Source organism: Haladaptatus rarus (assembly GCF_054177585.1).
On record NZ_JBPEHG010000012.1, the window covers coordinates 1 to 17,266 of the forward strand.

The window sequence follows — 17,266 nt, forward strand, 5'->3', positions numbered from 1 at the left end:
AACGTAACCGCTTTGCTCGTGAAGCGGGAGATCTTGGACATTGAGCATCCGGACTCTTCCGCTTCAACTCCTTCGAATTAACGGACGAATCCGACGCCGTCTAGTGATTCACCAGAGCCGAACGATTTATCTATATGGTTGCTGAGTGGTACTTTCCCGGCACCTGGGACGATTTCACGACCTGAAACAGTTTTCAGGGAGCCAAACACTATAAAGACGAACGCCGTTTCAAGTGTAATGAACGACGATGGCGTTTCCGAACTCGTCATCACCGCAGTTCGGCGAGCGACGACGTTACGAGCACTGCAAAGCAGTCCACTCACGCGAAGCGAGTTGCAGGCGGAGATCGGCGTCTCACGGACGACGACCCACCGAATCGTCCGTGGGCTCCGAAACGATTCGCTCGTCGAACGAACCAATGGGAGATACGAACTAATTCCACTCGGGAGAGTCGTCGCGGGGGAGGTCGAACGGCTGAAGACGACTATCGAGGTGGCGGTCCGACTCGAACCCGTACTCCCCTCCCTCGATGAAACCGACCTCGACATCGAACTGCTCACGGACGCGACGATCACGGTACCGGAAGCAGGTGACCCCTACGGACCGGTTCGACGGTTCGTCACCCTTCTGAGTGATTCGGAGACGCTGCGAGGATTCGATACGACGAGCATCGCCCCGATGTACGTCGACGAGATCCGGGACAACATCCTCGATGGGATGCAGACGGAGATCGTCTACCTCCCGGAGGTCATCGAACAGATTCTGATGAACTACCGCGAATCGATCGACGACGCAGTCGAAAGCGGCCAACTCGAACTGCTCGTCCACGACGACCTTCCCTTCGGACTGTCGCTGTTCGACGATCGAGTCGGTATCGGCGGATACGACGACATGGGTGTGCTTCGCGTCTTCGCAGACACCGACGACTCCGACGTTCGGGAGTGGGCCGAGTCATTGTACGAACAGTATCACGCCGAGGCGACACCCTTCCGGGAACACAGCGACCTCTTACACTGAGGCTCCCTGCACCCCGCTCATTCTCTCTTCGCTAAAATCCCCCGCTTCACTCGACTTCCCTACTTTTCTCGGCGATCCGACTTCCCACGTCGAGACCCGAGCGGAGCGCGAGATGGACTCGTCCCTCACCTGCTGCCCAATCGCCAGCGAACCAGAGCCGTTCAGATTCCGCCTGCTGGAGTAGTTCCAAGTCGGCACCCTCGTCCGGCAGTGCGTCCCGCCATCGGATCACGTCGAACCAGTCCGGGGCTGCCAACGAGTGGTCAGAGCAGAGATCTGCGACCCTGTCGGCGACCGCTGCGGCGACTTCGGTATCGTCGTGGTCGTAGTGCTCTGCCGACCAGTGCGGAGCCATCTGGACGACGAGGAGACTCTCTCCGTCCGGAATGTGTCCAGGTTTGCAGGACTCGCGGCCTACCCATCCCACGTCGTGCTCCTTGTCGGTGTTCACCAGCGCGTAGTACGGTCTGTCGAACTCGAAGGGGTAGTGGAGTGCGACAGACAGTAGCGTCCTGTAGGGGACGTGCCCGACGTGTTCACGAAGCTCTCGCCGCAGATCGTCGTCCCAATCCGCGAGGTCTAACAAAGACGCAGTGATCGGCGCTGGTGGCGTGAGCACCAGTTCGTCCCACGGGCCGTGCTCGTCTCCACCAGCATCTTCGATGTACCATCCTTGATCTCGGCGGATACCGGCGATTCGAGCGTTGAGTCGGATGGTCGCCCCACTCGCGTCGAGCAGTTGCTCGCCGAGGGTTTCGATACCGTCCCGGTATGTCCACTTCGGCATGTCCTCGTGGCGCCCCTCGGAGATCGTCTCGTCCGCATCGAACGTCCAGACGTCCCCTTCGACTTCGACCAGTCCATCCCAGCTATCCCCGCCGCTCGAGAGTTCACGGACGACGTGAGACACGCGCTCGTCGTCGCTTTTTACGTAATTTGCCCCGGTGTCGTAGATACACCCAGCCTGCGTTCGTGTGGCAGTTCGACCTCCCACGCCGTCGGCTCGCTCGAAGATGGTCGCGTCCGCGTCGTCGCGCAGTGCGTACGCGACGCCGAGTCCGGCGACACCAGCACCGACGACGGCTACGCGAGTCACGTCAGTTCTCCTCGTCCGATCTGGCCTCTTCGGCCTCCCCATGCTCCGCGTTCGTATCTTCCGACCCCTCTCCTTCGTTTTCGGCACTCTCGCCGTTCACCTCCTCTTCGTTTTCCACACTTTCCTCGGATTCGTTCTCCTCGTCGTCCGGTGCTGCTTCCTCCAGTTCGTCCTGGATGAACGTGTCGTCTCCTGGTATCGGCATAGCTGGACACCTATCGAGGGTTCGGACGCTGGCAGGAAAGTGGTTGTGGCGTCCGAGGGTTTATCAGTGAAGCCGGAACCAAACACGTCAGTGGTTCTCACCTACCCGGAGAATGATGCAAAAGTTCAAGGAACATCTGTCGATACCAGTATGCAAGAAAATGGACAACGAACAACGACTGTCGGTGGGGCACCTCGTCTCTGACGGCTCCGAGGTGACGATCCCCGTGGTCGAGATCCTGACAGGCCGCGGGTTCGTCACCGGGAAATCGGGGTCGGGCAAGTCGAACACCGCATCCGTCGTCGTGGAGCAACTGCTGGACGCGGGGTATCCGGTCGCCATCATCGACGCGGACGGTGAGTACTATGGGCTGAAAGAGGAGTACGAACTCCTGCACGTCGGCGCGGACGAGGAGTGTGACATCCAGGTCGGTGCCGCGCACGCCGAGAAAGTCGCGACGCTCGCGCTCGAACAGAACGTTCCGGTCATCGTGGACGTATCGGGATATCTGGACGACGACGAAGCCGACGAACTCATCCGCGAGACGGCGAGACACCTGTTCGCCAAGGAGAAGAAGCTGAAGAAGCCGTTCTTGCTGGTGGTCGAGGAGTGCCACGAGTACATCCCCGAAGGTGGGGGGATGGGTGAGACGGGCAAGATGCTCATCAAGGTCGGCAAGCGCGGGCGGAAACACGGTCTCGGTATCATGGGTATCAGCCAGCGCCCTGCCGACGTGAAGAAGGACTTCATCACGCAGGCGAACTGGCTGGTCTGGCATCGGCTGACGTGGGAGAACGATACGAAGGTCGTCAGTCGAATCGTCGGTGACGAGTACGGCGAGGCGGTTCCCGACCTGAACGCTGGCGAGGCGTTCGTCCAGACCGACTGGACAGATAGCAGCATCCGGCGGGTGCAGTTCAACCGCAAGCGAACGTTCGACGCGGGTGCGACACCCGGACTGGACGACTTCGAGCGCCCGGAACTCAAATCGGTCAGCGACGCGCTGATGGAAGACCTGGAAGGAATCACGGAACTCAAAGAGCAGGAACACGACCGGGTGGCCGAACTCGAAAGCCAACTGGAACGCAAGCAAGAACAGATCGCAGACCTGGAAAACGAACTGCAAACTGCGCGTGACGTGTCGTCCGCCGCCCGGAAGATGGCGAACGCTCTCGCACACGGTGACGTCGGCGGGCCGGAGGATTTCGAACAGCGACTCCGCGAGAAGAACGAACGAATCCGCGAACTCGAAACACGAGTGGCCGAACTGGAGAACGAACAGACGGATCTGGGTTCGTTCGAAACGACAGCATCGGAATCGGGCGACACGAGTTCGATCGAAGGGAAGGGTTCGGAAGACGAGAGTTCAGATGACGCGAGACCAGAGGAAGCGACCGAGTCGCCGAGTGACGAGCAGACGCAACCGGAGACCGCCCATGGAGAGTCCGAAGAGACGCAGTTCGATGAGACGCAGTTCGAACCGGCACCGGAAGCGATACTCGAAGGTGGTTCGGACGATGGCACCGACACGATGTCGGAACACGACGAGTCGATCGAAGCGTATCAGGAACGACTTCGGGAGCGGGGCTACGAACTCGGGAGCGCCGTCTCCAACGTCTCGATTCCCGAGTCGGCCTCCCTGGTAGAGTTGGCGAACGCTAGCCCCGTGGTGATTCGAATCGCGGCTGCACGCCGGGAATCACTCTGCAACGAAGACCATACGTGGGACGTCGTCGCCACACTCGCAACCGAAGGCCCGATGACGGTTCACGACCTCGCAAACGAGGTGACGGCGTCCGTCGAACAGATCCAGAGCCTCCTCTCGGAGCTCAAAAAACGGTCGTTCGTCACGCGCGACGAGAAACGACAGTACGCTCTCGACCGCGAAGCGATGATCGCCGTCATCACCGACCCAGACGAGCGGGCACACCACAGTGAACTGCACTCCCAGTGGCGAGATTAACGCCACTCCTCGTCGATTCCAGCGTCGCGTTCCGCGTCCAGCAATCCCCGAGGTTCCCACTCGCCTGACGCCCGGCATCGGTAGACGAGCAGGCCACCGACGGATAGCAGTACGACTGCGACGAGCAGTTCGAGGAAGAGAAATGCGCCGAGGCTTGCCATCACCACTAGTTGGTGACCGTCAGTCTTCATCTTTCGGTGCCTCGTCCCCATCGCTGGAACCGGAAAGGAATCTGAACACACCGGCAACCATCAGCACGATACCGAGTAGCATGGCGATGAGATCGACGTTGGCTCCGTCACCGTTGAGATCGGTGTAGACGAGAAATCCCAACCAGCAGATTCCCAGCAGTGGAAGGACGAGGGCTTTCCGGTAATCGACCGGTGTTTCGTCCGTCGCTTCGTTCGTTGGTTCGTCGTTCGTTCGTTCGGTCACTACTGACCAGCCTGTATCGCCACTGACTCCCCTGTGGTTATAAGTTTTCATCAGACGCTCCGATAAATATCAGAATTTACAGCTATCAACGGTGGATACATAGTTTATCATTTCTGTTTTATCAACTCTTTACAGATCTGAATTCTCCTATCCCGTTCCATATGCCCTAAGGGGTATCTCTCCCGCCGCCAACTACCGGACTGGAACGTGCTGACCGGTGGACGGTCGGAGCGCGTCGAGATGTTTCTGTGCCCAGAGTTCGAGGGTCGTGATGGCTGATATCGGTTTCAGATGATCGGTTCTTCCGGTCATATGGTCGCGCTGGAGGTCGCGTACGGCATCCGAGTCGAAAACGTCGCGCTCACAGGCATCATCTACCAGTTCGTTTACGAACGCGCGCATCTTCGAGTCGTCTCTGTACCATCGACCTGGTCGGCAGGTCGTCGGCCCGCCGATCCGCTTTTTGACGTTCTGTGTGACGAACCCGACTGTGTGGAGGGCGAGGGGGGAGGTCGGCGGGCGATTCGTTCGACTGTACGGCACCCTTGCGGCAGGGCCAGCGACGCGACGGGCGACTTCGAGTTTGAGCGGGGCGACCGCTGAGGGAACCTTACCTCGCGTCCCAGGAATCCATCCGATTCGGTATCGGTCGTAGGGCATCTTGGCGACGTGATCGATAAATTCGCCATCAGCGAAAGGAACCCGCGTTCCGGCCTGGCTCCGGTAGAGTCGGTTCGTGCGGAACTGTGAATCCGCGAAGATTCGCCAGAGGGCGTCGAGCGTCCGATGTTCGAGCTGGGGTTGTCTGCTCATCTCGACCACTCGACCTAGCGACTGTTTCGGCATCACGTCAGGGGAGAGGAGAGCCTGCACGTCAGCGGGGGGCAGTTGTGATTTCTGGGCGACCAGCGCATCGACCGGCTGTTTGCTGGTCAGATACGACCGATAGAGTACGTCACCGAAGAACTCGCCCTGACTGCTCTCGTCGAACACCACATCTACCTGCCCGGCCACGTCGTTCAACGTAGTGGGGACGTTGCCGAAGAACGACCACTGTAACATCCCGTCCGTGATGCTCACACCCCGGTCTATGGCAGCGACGTACTCTTCGACGGAGTAGTCACAGAACTGGTTCGGCAGTTCGAGCGACCGGGCGACGCGCTCTGCGCCGATTCTGTCGTTCTGTGTCGGCGAATCGTCGCAGGTGAACGTCTGGACGGTGCCGACCTCGTCTTTCAGGGCGGCGGCGAGAGTTCTGCTGTCGAGTCCCCCCGAGAGCCACACCCCCGCCCGGCCACCGATGGTACTGGCGACGTTGGAGACGACTCGTCGGTACTGCCGGACAGTCTCGGCGACGTAGCCTTCCTGCGGGGCGATACCGAAATCGGGTTCCCAGTAGCGATAGGTCTCGACGTTGCCATCCTCGTACCGCAGGTAGGATGCGGGTCGGAGCGAGCGAACGTCGTTCACGAGCGTCTTTCGACCGAAGACGAATCCCATGAATAGCATGTCGCTCACCGCCCGGTCGTCGATTCGAGGGTCGGAAAGCCGCGTCACCAGCGACTTGAGTTCGCTCCCGAACAGGAACCCGTGAACGGTCGAGTAGTAACACGGTCGCGTCCCGAGCTTATCGGTCGCGACGACTACGGACGAACGGTCGGCGGCCACGAGCAGGAATGGGCCGCTGAGTTCCGGAAGGGTTCGGTCGGGGTCGTCGAGAACTCGTTCGAAGAGTTCGTCGGTCGAAAGCCCCAGTTCAGTGCGGTTCGACACCACTCCGTGGAGCACTCCGACCGTTTCGTCGTCACGCCACGTCGTCCAGCCATTTCGGTCTCTCTGCCCGTGGTGGACGAGACCGATTCGACAGTCTCCTGCGGACAGTTCGGCAGTCTCGTACCACGGTTCGTCGTCCATCACGTCGAACATATCACCGAGCGCTCGACTGCTAACGGTGCCACCGGTTACGCCGGGCATAGCTCTGACGTTCACGACTGCCTATATTGTTATGTGATGCTTTCGGCGGAATTAGGTTCTCCCTGTCGCACGGCGTAGGGTGAGAAAAACCGGTTGGACGTCCCACGCCCTCGTGTCTTGACTAAACTCTCGTGTCTTCGAAGAACTCCTGACAGAGCTTGCGCTCGGCGGCTCGCAGATGTTCGTGGAACGTCGACCGAGAGATCTGCATCGACTCGGCGAGGTCGTCGCCGGTCACTGGGCGAGGCCAGTCGAAGAACCCGCTCACGTACGCTTTCTGGAGGGCGGTCAACTGGCGTTCGGTGAGACTGTCGGCCAGATTCTCGATGAAATCCCCCTTCGTCCGCGCCGGTCGCTCGCGGTGACGATACGCGCGCAGTTCCGTGCCGGGGTAGGAATCTTTCAGTCGCTCGACGAGGCCGCGAACGTCGGCTTCTTGGGGGAACTCGACGATCACCCGCGCCTCGTCCGAAGTGGCCGTTATCGCCTGCGTCTTCCCGCCGTAATCGGACATAGTCGAGACGAGCGTTCCCGCCGGAAGGACGAACTCGAACAGCATCTCGCCATCTCTGTCGGCGACCAATTTCGCGTCCGTCACGTCGTCCCTGTCTTCGACTGCATCGAGAACTGCATCGGGAGTAGCCCCACGAATCGTGAAGAAGGAGACGACCGATCCGTCGTCGCGGTTGGCCGACTGACTGTAGGTGAGCTCACCGCCAGTTCGGTCGGTGATGTCCTTGAAGAACAGTTCCGGACTCCGAAACGAGAACTCCGCTTCGACCACGCTGTCGGCGATGAGGATCCTTCGCGTCTCGCGGGCGTTGATCGCACTTGCGATCGCTCGGCTCAGCGACCGGAGAACGACCTGTTCACGTTCATCGAAGGCGTCCGACTCCGCAGCACACACTGTGAGCACGCCGTACTCCGAATCGTCGTAAGTAAGCGGGACGGCGGCGACTGCAGCACAGTCGTCGCTGTCACCGTCTGCCACTTGCACTTCGCCGGTTTCGAGTGCGCGGGTGAGTACCGGGTGGTCGGGATTCGGGTCACCCGCTCCCGACATCGCGCGAACTTCGACGCGGTCGGTTCGGATGTCGCGCTCTCCGACCCACGCGAGCGTGTACGGTTCGACGTTCGCCACCCGGTCACACACAGCCGCCTCGATGGCTTCCCGAGTGGATGCTTCGGCCACCGCGCTCGTCACGTCACCGAGCAGTCCTTCGATCCGTTCGAGGAGGTGTTCGCGTTCGTCGGCCCGCCTGCGAGCGGCGAACTCGGCGCGCTTTCGCTCGGTGATATCCATCTGGAAGCCGACGAAGTGGCTTACCTCCCCCTGTTCGTCACGAACTGGTGCGATGGTCACCCGGTTCCAGAACTGCTCTCCGTCTTTCCGATAGTTCTGCACATCGACCGTGACGGGTTCGTCGGCGTCGATGGCGGTTCGCATCGCGGCGATCGCCTCTGGATCCGAGTCCTCGCCTTGCAGGAATCGACAGTTTCGCCCGACGACCTCCTCGGACGGATAGCCGGTCAGTTCCTCGAACGCTTCGTTGATGTAGATGAGCGGCTCGTCGTCCTTCCGGGCATCGGCGATGGTGATCCCCACCGGTGCTTCGTTGATGGCTCGCTCTTTCAGTTCGAGTTCCGCACTCACGTCTTCCAACACGTCGAACTCGCGGAACTGGAGTGTCACTCCCTCGTCGGGATGGGCGGTGACCTCGTATCGCGTCTCGCCGACCGTGAGTCGGAACGAGCGCGGTTCGTCGTCGCTCACCGCCTCCTGACATCGCTCATGTATCGTCTCTCCCACGGTCGTCGGAAGCGCCACCGGCAGTCGTTCGCCGATGGCGAGTCCGAGCACGTCGCGTGCCGGGTCGTTCAGGTACGTCACCCGCCAGTCGGCGTCGAGCGCGAGAACGGGGTCGGCGAGGCGCTCGACCGCCTGCCGTACAGCCGTGGGCTGGTCAGAGCCATCCATGCGGTTGCCTATGTTGTCCGGGCAGATAGGCGTTCAGCTATCGGCGAGCGGTCGCCCGTTGGCAGTCGGGAAGACACGGGCCTCGACTGCGGATGGAAAATCGGGAATTCCTCTCGACTCCCTGTAAGGCGTGCCGGGTTCCGGAGGTTCTTGGTGTCCGGGTGGGAGGATGTGGTATGTCACTAGTACCCAAATCGGTCGTCGGCGATGCCGCCACGAGCACCGAATCGTGGGAGACGCTCGAATCGCTCGTCTCCGTTCGCAACCGGATGGCGGGACAGGAGGGCGAAGCCGAAGGCGCACGAGTCGTCGCGGATGCCTTCGAGCGCGCAGGCGCACGGGAGGTCGAGATAAACGAGTTCGAGATTCCCGGCTGGTGGCGCGGTTCGTCGTCGCTCATCGCCGGTGACGAAACGTTCGCGGCAGACCACGAGGTCATCGCACTCCCTGGGACGCCGAGCGGTGAAGCGACTGCCGAACTCGTCGACGTCGGCTGTGGCCTGCCAGAGGACTTCGAGGAGCACGACCTCGATGGAAAGATCGTGATGGCGTCGAGCGAGACGCCTGAGAGTCACGACCGCTGGATTCACCGGATGGAGAAGTACGCAAGTGCAGCGGACGCCGGGGCGGTCGGCTTCGTCTTCCGAAATCACGTCGAAGGCTGTCTGCCACCGACCGGTGAAGTAGGCTACCACAACCGCCCCGGCCCTATTCCGGCGATCGGTGTCTCAGCCGAGATCGGGGCACGACTGCTCCGGGAGTACGACGGCGAGACAGTGGCGCTCTCGGTCGACTGTCGAAACGAGCCTACCAACTCGCGGAACGTCGAAGCGGTCGTCGGCCCGAACACGGACGAGGAAGTCCTGGTCACCGCCCACGTAGACGCCCACGATATCAGCGAAGGGGCGAACGACAACGGCGCGGGAAGCGCCCTTGTCGCCGAGATTGGCCGACTGCTCGGCCAAGCCGAACTCGATACGCGCGTCCGCCTCGTCACTTTCGGCTCGGAGGAGATCGGCCTCTACGGAGCCTATCACTGGGCCGAGACACACGATCTGGATTCGGTGAAATGCGTCGTCAACATCGACGGTGCGGGGAACTCCCGCAATCTCGGCGTCGGCACGAATGGCTTCGACGAACTCAGCGAGACGTTCGAAGAGGTGACCGCCGACCTGCGCGTCCCGCTCTCGACACACGAGGGAATCAGTCCCCACGGCGACCAGTGGGCGTTCGTCCAGGAGGGTGTCCCGGCGGTCATGGCCTACTCGCGTTCGGAGGGAAGCGGACGCGGCTGGGGTCACACCCACGCAGATACGCTGGACAAACTGGACATCCGCGACCTGCGTGCGTTAGCTCTCGTGCTGACGAACGTCGTGGTTGCGCTAGCAGAGGAAGGACGTGAGATTCCCCACAAATCGCGCGACGACATCAAAGAGGAAATCGACGAGGGCTACGTCGAGGAGTTGAAGATCGGCGGGCGGTGGCCCTACGACGGTTAGGTTCGAAGATCGGTTTCGCGGTACGACTCACACCAACGTCGTCGGACGGTTCGAGAGGTAGTCGAACACGGCACCGAGCGCGAAGCCGTAGGCGAAGTGGCTGAGTAGGGTCAGCAGGAGATAGAGGACGAGTAAGATCCCCGTGTAGTCGCCGTAGAACGCCAGAGAGAACCCCGTCCAGAGGACGAACCCGTAGGGAATCCCCTTCGTGGCGTACTTCTCGCCCGGTAGATACGACCCGATAGAGGCGAACAGGAGGGGCCACGTTATCATCCCGCCGGCGAGGAAGACGAGGTACCCGATCGCCGCCGGATTCGCAGGATAGAGCGCCCCTGCTCCGGTGAGATCGGCGAGCACGACGAACGAATTGAGATCGAATGCGCCGATGCTCGCGGCAACCAGGAGTACCGCGGTCATGACTGCAGTGCCGACCAATCCACCGACGGCACCGATCAACCCGTCCACGACGATTCCGGTGAGACTGTCGAAGTCTGGCTCTGCGACTTCTTCGCTAACATCGACATCAACGACGGATTGTGTGTCATTATCTGCCATGATAGTTCATACCACTCGGAAGGGTAAAAACGTTCCCTGGGTAGCCCTCCGTAACATCTAAGTAAATAGAAAATCATTAAGTTTAAAGAGATGATGGGGTACTTCCGATTATTCCCCCTGCACGGTGAAGCAGATGGACTGATCCCCCGTGGGACACGGGCAGAGGTGTTTCGGGAGATCTTCATCGTGTTCCTTGTGCTCGGCGTGCTCGTGGGCGTCGTCGTCATTGGGTATATGGTGTACAATGCGTACAAATACCGGGACGGCAATGGGAAACGCGAGTTCACGCCCCCGGCTCTCGGTGAACTACCGAGCGGAAGCGAAGGCGGGCGAAAACTGGCGTACTCCTTCTCGCTCAGCGCCATCATCGTCCTCTCGCTCATCTTGTGGACGTACGGGACGCTCCTCTACGTCGAAAGCGACGAACCAGCAGAACACCAGGACGCGCTGGAGGTGAAAGTCGTCGGCTCCCAGTTCAGCTGGACGTTCATCTATCCGAACGGCCACGAGAGCGATACGTTACGGGTGCCGAAGGGAAAGGAGGTGAAACTCATCATCACCTCTGACGACGTGTTCCATACGTTCGGCGTCCCCGAGCTACGGGTGAAGATGGACGCGATACCGGGCCAGCAAACCGATACGTGGTTCATCGGAGACGAGACGGGAACCTACGAAGCTCGCTGTTTCGAACTCTGTGGGGCGGGCCACTCCTACATGACAGCTGAAGTGATAGTGATGGAGGCGGACAAGTACCAGGAGTGGTACGCGAACACGGGTAACTCGACCACCACGACGAACAACTCCACCAGTAGCTCGAACACCACGACGAACAACTCGACCACCACCACTACGACAGCATGACCGACGAAACCCACCACAGCGCGTTTCCGCCGACCAGTTCCGTCCGACGGTGGCTCGTCACGACGAACCACAAGGACGTGGGAATCCTCTACACCATCACCGCGCTCTTCTTCCTCATCTTCGGCGGCGTGTTGGCACTCCTGATGCGCCTCCAGCTGTGGACGCCGGGGACTGGTGTTCTCACGTCTGTCTCGTACAATCAGGCAGTCTCCACGCACGGTCTCATCATGGTCTTCTGGTTCCTCTCGCCGTTCGCGTTCGGGTTCGCCAACTACGTCGTTCCCTTGCAGCTCGGTGCGAAAGACCTCGCATTTCCGCGACTCAACGCGCTTTCGTACTGGCTCTATCTCTTTTCCGGTCTCTTGCTCGGCGTCTCGTTCTTCCAGGGTGGGAGCCTCTCGGGCGGCTGGACGATGTACGCGCCACTCAATCTCCCCGTCTACATGCCGGACATCGGCGCGTCCACCGCGATACTCGCACTGACCCTGTTCGTCGCCTCGGTTACGGTCTCGTCGGTCAACTTCCTGACGACGATGCACCGGATGCGCGCCGAGGGGATGACGCTCTGGAAGATGCCACTGTTCTCGTGGACGATCTTGCTCACCGTCTGGATGATGCTCTTCGCGTTCGCCGCACTGCTGGCGGCACTGCTCATCCTCTCTTCCGACCGGCTACTCGGAACGACCTACTTCACGGCCAAAGCCGGTGGGTCACTGCTGTGGGCACATCTGTTCTGGTTCTTCGGCCACCCCGAGGTGTACATCGTCTTCTTCCCCGCGCTAGGCGTAATGGCGGAGACGTTCCAGACGTTCACCGGCAGGCGCCTCGTCGGGCGCAAGTGGTTCATCCTGGCGATGATACTCGTGGCAGTGCAGAGCTTCATGGTCTGGATGCACCACATGTTCCTGACCGCCATCAACCTCCAGATCAAGACGCTGTTCATGGCGACCACCATCGGTATCTCGCTTCCGTTCGACCTGATGGTGTTCGCGCTCATCTACACGATGATAAAAGGGCGGGTGCGCTTTACGACGCCATTCCTCTTCTCGTTCGGCGCGCTCTTGCTGTTCATCATCGGCGGTATCACGGGCGTCTTCCTCGGTGCGGTCGTCCTCGACTACGAGTTCCGGGGCACTTACTGGGTGGTCGCTCACTTCCACTACGTGATGGTCGGCGGCGTGACCGCGCTCGTCGGCGGTCTCTACTACTGGTTCCCGAAGATGTCCGGGAAGATGTACGACGAGTTCCTCGGCAAGGTTCACTTCGCGCTGTACTTCGTCGGCTTCAACCTCCTGTACTTCCCGATGTTCATCGCGTGGGAGACGCCACGCCGCGATTTCGTGTACGACGCGGCCTTCATCCCGTGGCACCGCCTCGCCACCGTTGGTGCGTTCATCCTGGGTATCTCGTTCCTCGTGATGTTCTACAACCTCTCGAAGAGCCTCGTCGCTGGCGAGACCGCGGACGACAACCCGTGGGCGTACTCGACCACGACCGAGTGGGCGATCCCCTCGCCGCCGCCACTCGATAACTTCCCGGGGCGTCCGAATTTCTCCAGTGGGTCGCTCCGGTTCGCATCGAGCGCGACGAACGGCGGAGAAGCGACCGACGTAGCTCGAACGTCGTCTGACGTCGACGTGGCCCGAGCGTCGTCCGACGTTCAGCCCGATGGTGGCGCGACAGCAGTCGCTCACGGTGAAGACCACGCGAGCATCTGGCCGTTCGTCGTCAGCGTCGGGGCGTTTTTCACCTTTCTGGGACTGTCCGGATTCAAACAGGGCCAACTGGTCGGCGGGACGGCGGGAACTGCTTATCTCGTCGCACTCGTGTCCGGACTCTCGCTCGGGGTGTTCGCACTCGTCTCGATGGCGAAGGAGCGATTCCACGGACCTGAGGGGCCGTTCGGTGAAAGCTGGCCCTTCGCTGGCGTCGAGAACACGAAACTCGGCATGTGGATCTTCCTCGCCTCCGACGTGGTGCTGTTCGGTGCGTTCATCGGCTCGTACGCGTTCATCCGCGTCTCGTACGGCTGGACGGACTGGCATCCGGTTCCGCACGACCCACTCCCCGGACTGGTCAACACGTATCTCCTGCTCACGAGCAGTTTCAGCGTCGTGCTGGCGCTCGTAGCGGCGGAGCGAAACAGCAGGAAGGGGCTGGTTGCGAGCCTCGTGGTTACGTTCCTGCTCGGTGTCGGCTTCCTCGTGAACAAGGCACTCGAATGGCAGGAACTGTTCCACGAGGGCCAGACACTCTCGACGAACGTCCAGACCTCGACGTTCTACCTGACGACCGGACTGCACGGCGCACACGTCGTCGTCGGGCTGTTCATCGTGTTGTACCTTGTCGCACGCGCGTGGCGTGGGGCGTATCTGGACGACGAACGCCCCATTGAATACTTCGGGCTGTACTGGCACTTCGTGGACATCGTATGGCTGTTCCTGTTCCCACTGTTCTACATCCTGTAACCATGACAAAGACGAAACTGTACACCGCGATATACGTCCTCCTGTTCGTGCTGGCGACAGCGCAGGTGCTCGTCGAGTTCGCGGAGTTGACGTACTGGACCGGCTTCACGGTCATCATCGTACTGTCGTTCGTGAAAGCACTGTTCGTCGCGGGCTACTACCAGCATCTTCGGTACGAACCGCGGTCGATCACGTTCGTCGTGGTGGCTGGCCTCCTCGCCGCGCTCGCGCTCACGCTCGCGGCGTCGTACTCCATCCTCTAACCCATCACGAGTTTCACGGTCACGGCCAGGACGAACAGGATACCCCATGCCCAGAGCGCCGCGAGCGTGGCCTGTGCACTGTCGAGTCCGCGATAGCGTGACGACTGGTACGTACCCCAGAAGATGTATCCTGCACCGAGGAGAATCGTGAGCGAGACGACTGCGAGTGTCGCTCCCTGTTGCATGGATGCCGGAACGGATTCACCACTGACGAAGAGGATGGCTCCGCCGCCAGCGACGAGCGAGAACAGGACGAACGCGAGCACCCAGACGGTCGGATTCGAAGCTGTCTTTCGAATGACATCGGCGCTATCGCGCTCGCTTCCCTCCATCGTATATCGCTCCCAGTTTCGCCCGCGTGTGAGTCCGAGCGCGAGTGCGACCAGCACGAATCCCATCACGAGGGCACTTGCGACGTAGCCGAGGGACGCCATACGTAACGTACTATCATTATGTTTCCAACAGCATAAACGTTCGTCCAGCGAGAGAAACGAAGCGCGGAGCGGCGTCACCGACATATTGTGGACAGACCGAATCGACCGTGGTTCGGCTTTCGAATATCGGCAGCGAGAGGGAGGGCTTTTGCCCAGTGAATTCTAACACCGACCGATGCGCGTCGTAACCGGGGTCGTCCTCCTCGTCGTCGTTGCCGCCCTCGTCGGCGTCGGCTTCTTCGCGTTCGGAACCGACGGCGGTGGAACCCTCTCGGAACGCTGGGTCAGCGATACCGGGCGGGATATGAACGGGAATCACCACGCTCCGGCGGCAGCCACGTTCTCGAACCAGTCACTCGTCTTCGCACCGATCAGCGACCGCGGAAACGGCACCGGGTGTGGACTGTACGCACTCGATGCCGGTGACGGAAACGTCGTGTGGAACCATCGAGTTCCACCAGCGAACTGCACCCTCCACGCCGTCGCCGACCCGACCGTCGCAGATTTCGACGGCGACGGCGACCGCGAAGTGCTCGCTTCGAGCACGGAACGACGAGTGGCGGCCTACGAGGCGCTCTCCGGGGAGGAAACGATGCGACACGAACTCGACACGTACGGCTACACCCAACCCGTCGTTGCGAACCTCGCACCCGAGTCGGGCAGAGAAACCGCCGTGGTCGACGTGCAGGGGAGACTGTCCGTAGTCAGCGCGAACGGAACCGGACTGTGGCATCGTAACCTCGGCGGGATGGTGTGGGCACAACCCACCACTGCCGATTTCGATGCGGACGGTTCCACCGAACTCGTGGTTGGTGTGGCAGCGCACGGTGGCGGTCGCGTCGTGCTTCTCGGTGGAGACAACACCACAGAATGGCAGACCGATGCTATCGAAGACTCGATCCTCTGGCTGGGTAGCGGACAGGCGGACGGTGACCCGGCCATCGAGATCTCCGTCGCAACGTCCGACGGTGCGATCGTCCTGCTCGACGGTGCCGATGGGAGCGTCGAATGGCGACGGTCGGTCGGCGACCTCGCGGCGGTTCACGACGTCGTGGATGCGGACGACGACGGAACGCCGGAGGTGTATGCCGTCTCACGCGACGGAACGCTGTTCGCACTTCAGGCGACCGACGGCACCGTCGAGTGGAAGACCTCGTTGACGACGGGCACCCAGATGACGCCGCCACCGGTCGTCGGTGACGTGGACGGTGACGACGACGCCGAACTGGTGACAGCGACGAACGACGGGAAAGTCACGGTCGTCGCTCCCGACTCGGGGCGCGTGCTGGCGACGTACGAGCGTTCGGTGCCTATCTACACCCACCCGACACTCGCCGATCTGGATGGCGATGGGGCCGACGAGATCTACGTCATCTACGGTGATGGCCGGGTCGTTTCACTCTCGTACGAATCGGAGAATGGGCCATGAAACATAAGTCACGACCGCTCTAACGGAACGAGCGTGAAAATTTCTTCAACGACGGAGTAATCTATGTCAGGAACGAATCCAACATCGGAAAAGCTTCGAGTCGGCATCATCGGTTGCGGTTTTATCGGAACCACAGTCGGTCGAGAGTTCGAAGAAGATCGTCGAGCGTCGGTCGTCGCACTCGCGGACGTGAGCGAGGCAGCACGAACCGAGGCTGGTGAGTCGCTCTACGTCGGGCAAGGGTCGCGGTACGACGACTATGCCGAGATGCTCGATTCGGAGCAACTGGACGCCGTGCTAATCGGAACGCCACACGCCTTCCACTACGAGCAGGTGACTGCTGCCCTCGATCAGGGACTTCACGTCCTCTGTGACAAGCCGCTCACGACCGACCAGGAGACTGCCCGCGAACTCGCCGAACGAAGCCAGGGCGATCAGGTATTGATGGTCGGCTACCAGCGCCACCTGAACCAGGCGTTCGCAAAGGCACGAGAACGATGGGACGGCACCGACCTGACGCCTCGCTTCATCAGCGCAGAGATCACGCAGAACTGGATCTCACGGTTCGAGGACGCGTGGCGAACCGACCCCGACCTCTCCGGCGGTGGCAACCTCTACGACACCGGGAGCCATCTCATCGACGCCGTCCTCTGGACGACCGGATTGACGCCAAAGTCCGTGCAGGCGAACATGAAATTCGCCGACGACGAACAGCGAGTGGACGAACGAGCGCAACTCACGGTCGAGTTCGAGGAAGGGTCGTCCGCCAGCATCTCGGTGTACAGCGACGCACCCTGCGTCCGCGAGCATATCCACATCTGGGACGACGAAGGTGCGCTCTACCTCGAAGGAAGACAGTGGGAACCCCGCCAGTTGACCGAGGTTCGAGAGGACAGTACCACCGTCATTCCCTTCATGAACAACCAGCGGCGCGAGAGCAAAGCCGGTGCGTTCATCGACTGCATCGAGAACGGTGAGGAACCTCCCGCGACCGCCCACGACGCGTACGCCGTGACCGCGCTCACGGAGGCGGCATACGAGTCTGCTCGGACGGGTAAGAGCGTCTCGATACATCTCGACTGACGAACT

At 61.0% G+C, this 17,266-nt stretch carries 16 protein-coding genes; 8 read left to right on the forward strand and 8 right to left on the reverse strand.

The window, feature by feature from the left end; all coding sequences use genetic code 11:
• Positions 1 to 237: 237 nt before the first annotated feature.
• Complete coding sequence (locus ACR3FE_RS20235; protein WP_458209367.1) at positions 238 to 1,017, forward strand: helix-turn-helix transcriptional regulator; 780 nt, start codon at positions 238 to 240, stop codon at positions 1,015 to 1,017.
• A gap of 46 nt (positions 1,018 to 1,063) precedes the next feature.
• Here the strand turns inward: ACR3FE_RS20235 and ACR3FE_RS20240 are convergent, their stop codons facing one another.
• Complete coding sequence (locus tag ACR3FE_RS20240; protein ID WP_458209368.1) at positions 1,064 to 2,113, reverse strand: NAD(P)/FAD-dependent oxidoreductase; 1,050 nt, start codon at positions 2,111 to 2,113, stop codon at positions 1,064 to 1,066.
• A 1-nt stretch (position 2,114) separates the two neighbouring features.
• Positions 2,115 to 2,318, reverse strand: coding sequence for a hypothetical protein (locus ACR3FE_RS20245; RefSeq protein ID WP_458209370.1), 204 nt, complete (start codon positions 2,316 to 2,318; stop codon positions 2,115 to 2,117).
• Between the two features lie 160 nt (positions 2,319 to 2,478).
• On the opposite strand from ACR3FE_RS20245, the gene ACR3FE_RS20250 reads away from it, so the two are divergent.
• Positions 2,479 to 4,281, forward strand: coding sequence for an ATP-binding protein (locus tag ACR3FE_RS20250; RefSeq protein ID WP_458209371.1), 1,803 nt, complete (start codon positions 2,479 to 2,481; stop codon positions 4,279 to 4,281).
• On the opposite strand, the gene ACR3FE_RS20255 is transcribed toward ACR3FE_RS20250, so the two are convergent.
• The 4 genes from ACR3FE_RS20255 to ACR3FE_RS20270 form a co-directional block, all read right to left on the reverse strand.
• Positions 4,278 to 4,442 (reverse strand): hypothetical protein, encoded by a 165-nt coding sequence (locus tag ACR3FE_RS20255; protein ID WP_458209373.1) that lies wholly within the window; start codon positions 4,440 to 4,442, stop codon positions 4,278 to 4,280. The two genes, ACR3FE_RS20250 and ACR3FE_RS20255, sit on opposite strands and share 4 nt — an antisense overlap.
• Before the next feature lie 19 nt (positions 4,443 to 4,461).
• A complete protein-coding gene (locus tag ACR3FE_RS20260) occupies positions 4,462 to 4,716 on the reverse strand; it encodes a hypothetical protein (protein ID WP_458209374.1) in 255 nt (84 codons plus the stop codon).
• 192 nt (positions 4,717 to 4,908) lie between these two features.
• Complete coding sequence (locus ACR3FE_RS20265) at positions 4,909 to 6,690, reverse strand: asparagine synthase-related protein (protein WP_458209375.1); 1,782 nt, start codon at positions 6,688 to 6,690, stop codon at positions 4,909 to 4,911.
• A gap of 121 nt (positions 6,691 to 6,811) precedes the next feature.
• Positions 6,812 to 8,668: a bacterio-opsin activator domain-containing protein gene (locus ACR3FE_RS20270; RefSeq protein WP_458209377.1), complete on the reverse strand. Its 1,857-nt coding sequence runs from the start codon at positions 8,666 to 8,668 to the stop codon at positions 6,812 to 6,814.
• 176 nt (positions 8,669 to 8,844) lie between these two features.
• Here ACR3FE_RS20270 and ACR3FE_RS20275 point away from each other — a divergent pair, with 176 nt between their 5' ends.
• On the forward strand, positions 8,845 to 10,167 hold the full coding sequence (locus ACR3FE_RS20275) for a M28 family peptidase (protein WP_458209379.1): 1,323 nt from the start codon (positions 8,845 to 8,847) through the stop codon (positions 10,165 to 10,167).
• Between the two features lie 27 nt (positions 10,168 to 10,194).
• Here ACR3FE_RS20275 and ACR3FE_RS20280 read toward each other — a convergent pair whose 3' ends face one another.
• Complete coding sequence (locus ACR3FE_RS20280; RefSeq protein WP_458209381.1) at positions 10,195 to 10,722, reverse strand: DUF6789 family protein; 528 nt, start codon at positions 10,720 to 10,722, stop codon at positions 10,195 to 10,197.
• 90 nt (positions 10,723 to 10,812) lie between these two features.
• On the opposite strand from ACR3FE_RS20280, the gene coxB reads away from it, so the two are divergent.
• From coxB to ACR3FE_RS20295, 3 genes are read left to right on the forward strand one after another with little or no spacing between them, the layout of a single operon-like run.
• On the forward strand, positions 10,813 to 11,583 hold the full coding sequence (coxB, locus tag ACR3FE_RS20285; RefSeq protein WP_458209382.1) for a cytochrome c oxidase subunit II: 771 nt from the start codon (positions 10,813 to 10,815) through the stop codon (positions 11,581 to 11,583).
• The gene (locus tag ACR3FE_RS20290) at positions 11,580 to 14,051 is read left to right on the forward strand and encodes a cbb3-type cytochrome c oxidase subunit I (RefSeq protein WP_458209384.1); all 2,472 of its coding nucleotides are present in this window, start codon (positions 11,580 to 11,582) and stop codon (positions 14,049 to 14,051) included. Before coxB ends, ACR3FE_RS20290 begins: the two co-directional genes overlap by 4 nt.
• A gap of 2 nt (positions 14,052 to 14,053) precedes the next feature.
• Positions 14,054 to 14,314, forward strand: a complete 261-nt coding sequence (locus tag ACR3FE_RS20295) for a cytochrome C oxidase subunit IV family protein (protein WP_458209386.1) — start codon at positions 14,054 to 14,056, stop codon at positions 14,312 to 14,314.
• On the opposite strand, the gene ACR3FE_RS20300 is transcribed toward ACR3FE_RS20295, so the two are convergent.
• A complete protein-coding gene (locus ACR3FE_RS20300; RefSeq protein WP_458209388.1) occupies positions 14,311 to 14,748 on the reverse strand; it encodes a hypothetical protein in 438 nt (145 codons plus the stop codon). The genes ACR3FE_RS20295 and ACR3FE_RS20300 overlap by 4 nt on opposite strands.
• A 175-nt stretch (positions 14,749 to 14,923) precedes the next feature.
• Here ACR3FE_RS20300 and ACR3FE_RS20305 point away from each other — a divergent pair, with 175 nt between their 5' ends.
• The gene (locus ACR3FE_RS20305; protein ID WP_458209390.1) at positions 14,924 to 16,177 is read left to right on the forward strand and encodes an outer membrane protein assembly factor BamB family protein; all 1,254 of its coding nucleotides are present in this window, start codon (positions 14,924 to 14,926) and stop codon (positions 16,175 to 16,177) included.
• 63 nt (positions 16,178 to 16,240) lie between these two features.
• Complete coding sequence (locus tag ACR3FE_RS20310; protein ID WP_458209392.1) at positions 16,241 to 17,260, forward strand: Gfo/Idh/MocA family protein; 1,020 nt, start codon at positions 16,241 to 16,243, stop codon at positions 17,258 to 17,260.
• The last annotated feature ends 6 nt before the right edge of the window (positions 17,261 to 17,266 follow it).

Excerpts from the sequence above, each read along its gene's own strand:
- ACR3FE_RS20235 (WP_458209367.1), top strand. The coding sequence starts at position 238 with ATGAACGACGATGGCGTTTCCGAACTCGTCATCACCGCAGTTCGGCGA.
- ACR3FE_RS20245 (WP_458209370.1), bottom strand. The coding sequence starts at position 2,318 with ATGCCGATACCAGGAGACGACACGTTCATCCAGGACGAACTGGAGGAA.
- ACR3FE_RS20250 (WP_458209371.1), top strand. The coding sequence starts at position 2,479 with ATGGACAACGAACAACGACTGTCGGTGGGGCACCTCGTCTCTGACGGC.
- ACR3FE_RS20255 (WP_458209373.1), bottom strand. The coding sequence starts at position 4,442 with ATGGCAAGCCTCGGCGCATTTCTCTTCCTCGAACTGCTCGTCGCAGTC.
- ACR3FE_RS20265 (WP_458209375.1), bottom strand. The coding sequence starts at position 6,690 with ATGCCCGGCGTAACCGGTGGCACCGTTAGCAGTCGAGCGCTCGGTGAT.
- ACR3FE_RS20270 (WP_458209377.1), bottom strand. The coding sequence starts at position 8,668 with ATGGATGGCTCTGACCAGCCCACGGCTGTACGGCAGGCGGTCGAGCGC.
- ACR3FE_RS20275 (WP_458209379.1), top strand. The coding sequence starts at position 8,845 with ATGTCACTAGTACCCAAATCGGTCGTCGGCGATGCCGCCACGAGCACC.
- ACR3FE_RS20280 (WP_458209381.1), bottom strand. The coding sequence starts at position 10,722 with ATGGCAGATAATGACACACAATCCGTCGTTGATGTCGATGTTAGCGAA.
- coxB (WP_458209382.1), top strand. The coding sequence starts at position 10,813 with ATGATGGGGTACTTCCGATTATTCCCCCTGCACGGTGAAGCAGATGGA.
- ACR3FE_RS20290 (WP_458209384.1), top strand. The coding sequence starts at position 11,580 with ATGACCGACGAAACCCACCACAGCGCGTTTCCGCCGACCAGTTCCGTC.
- ACR3FE_RS20295 (WP_458209386.1), top strand. The coding sequence starts at position 14,054 with ATGACAAAGACGAAACTGTACACCGCGATATACGTCCTCCTGTTCGTG.
- ACR3FE_RS20300 (WP_458209388.1), bottom strand. The coding sequence starts at position 14,748 with ATGGCGTCCCTCGGCTACGTCGCAAGTGCCCTCGTGATGGGATTCGTG.
- ACR3FE_RS20305 (WP_458209390.1), top strand. The coding sequence starts at position 14,924 with ATGCGCGTCGTAACCGGGGTCGTCCTCCTCGTCGTCGTTGCCGCCCTC.
- ACR3FE_RS20310 (WP_458209392.1), top strand. The coding sequence starts at position 16,241 with ATGTCAGGAACGAATCCAACATCGGAAAAGCTTCGAGTCGGCATCATC.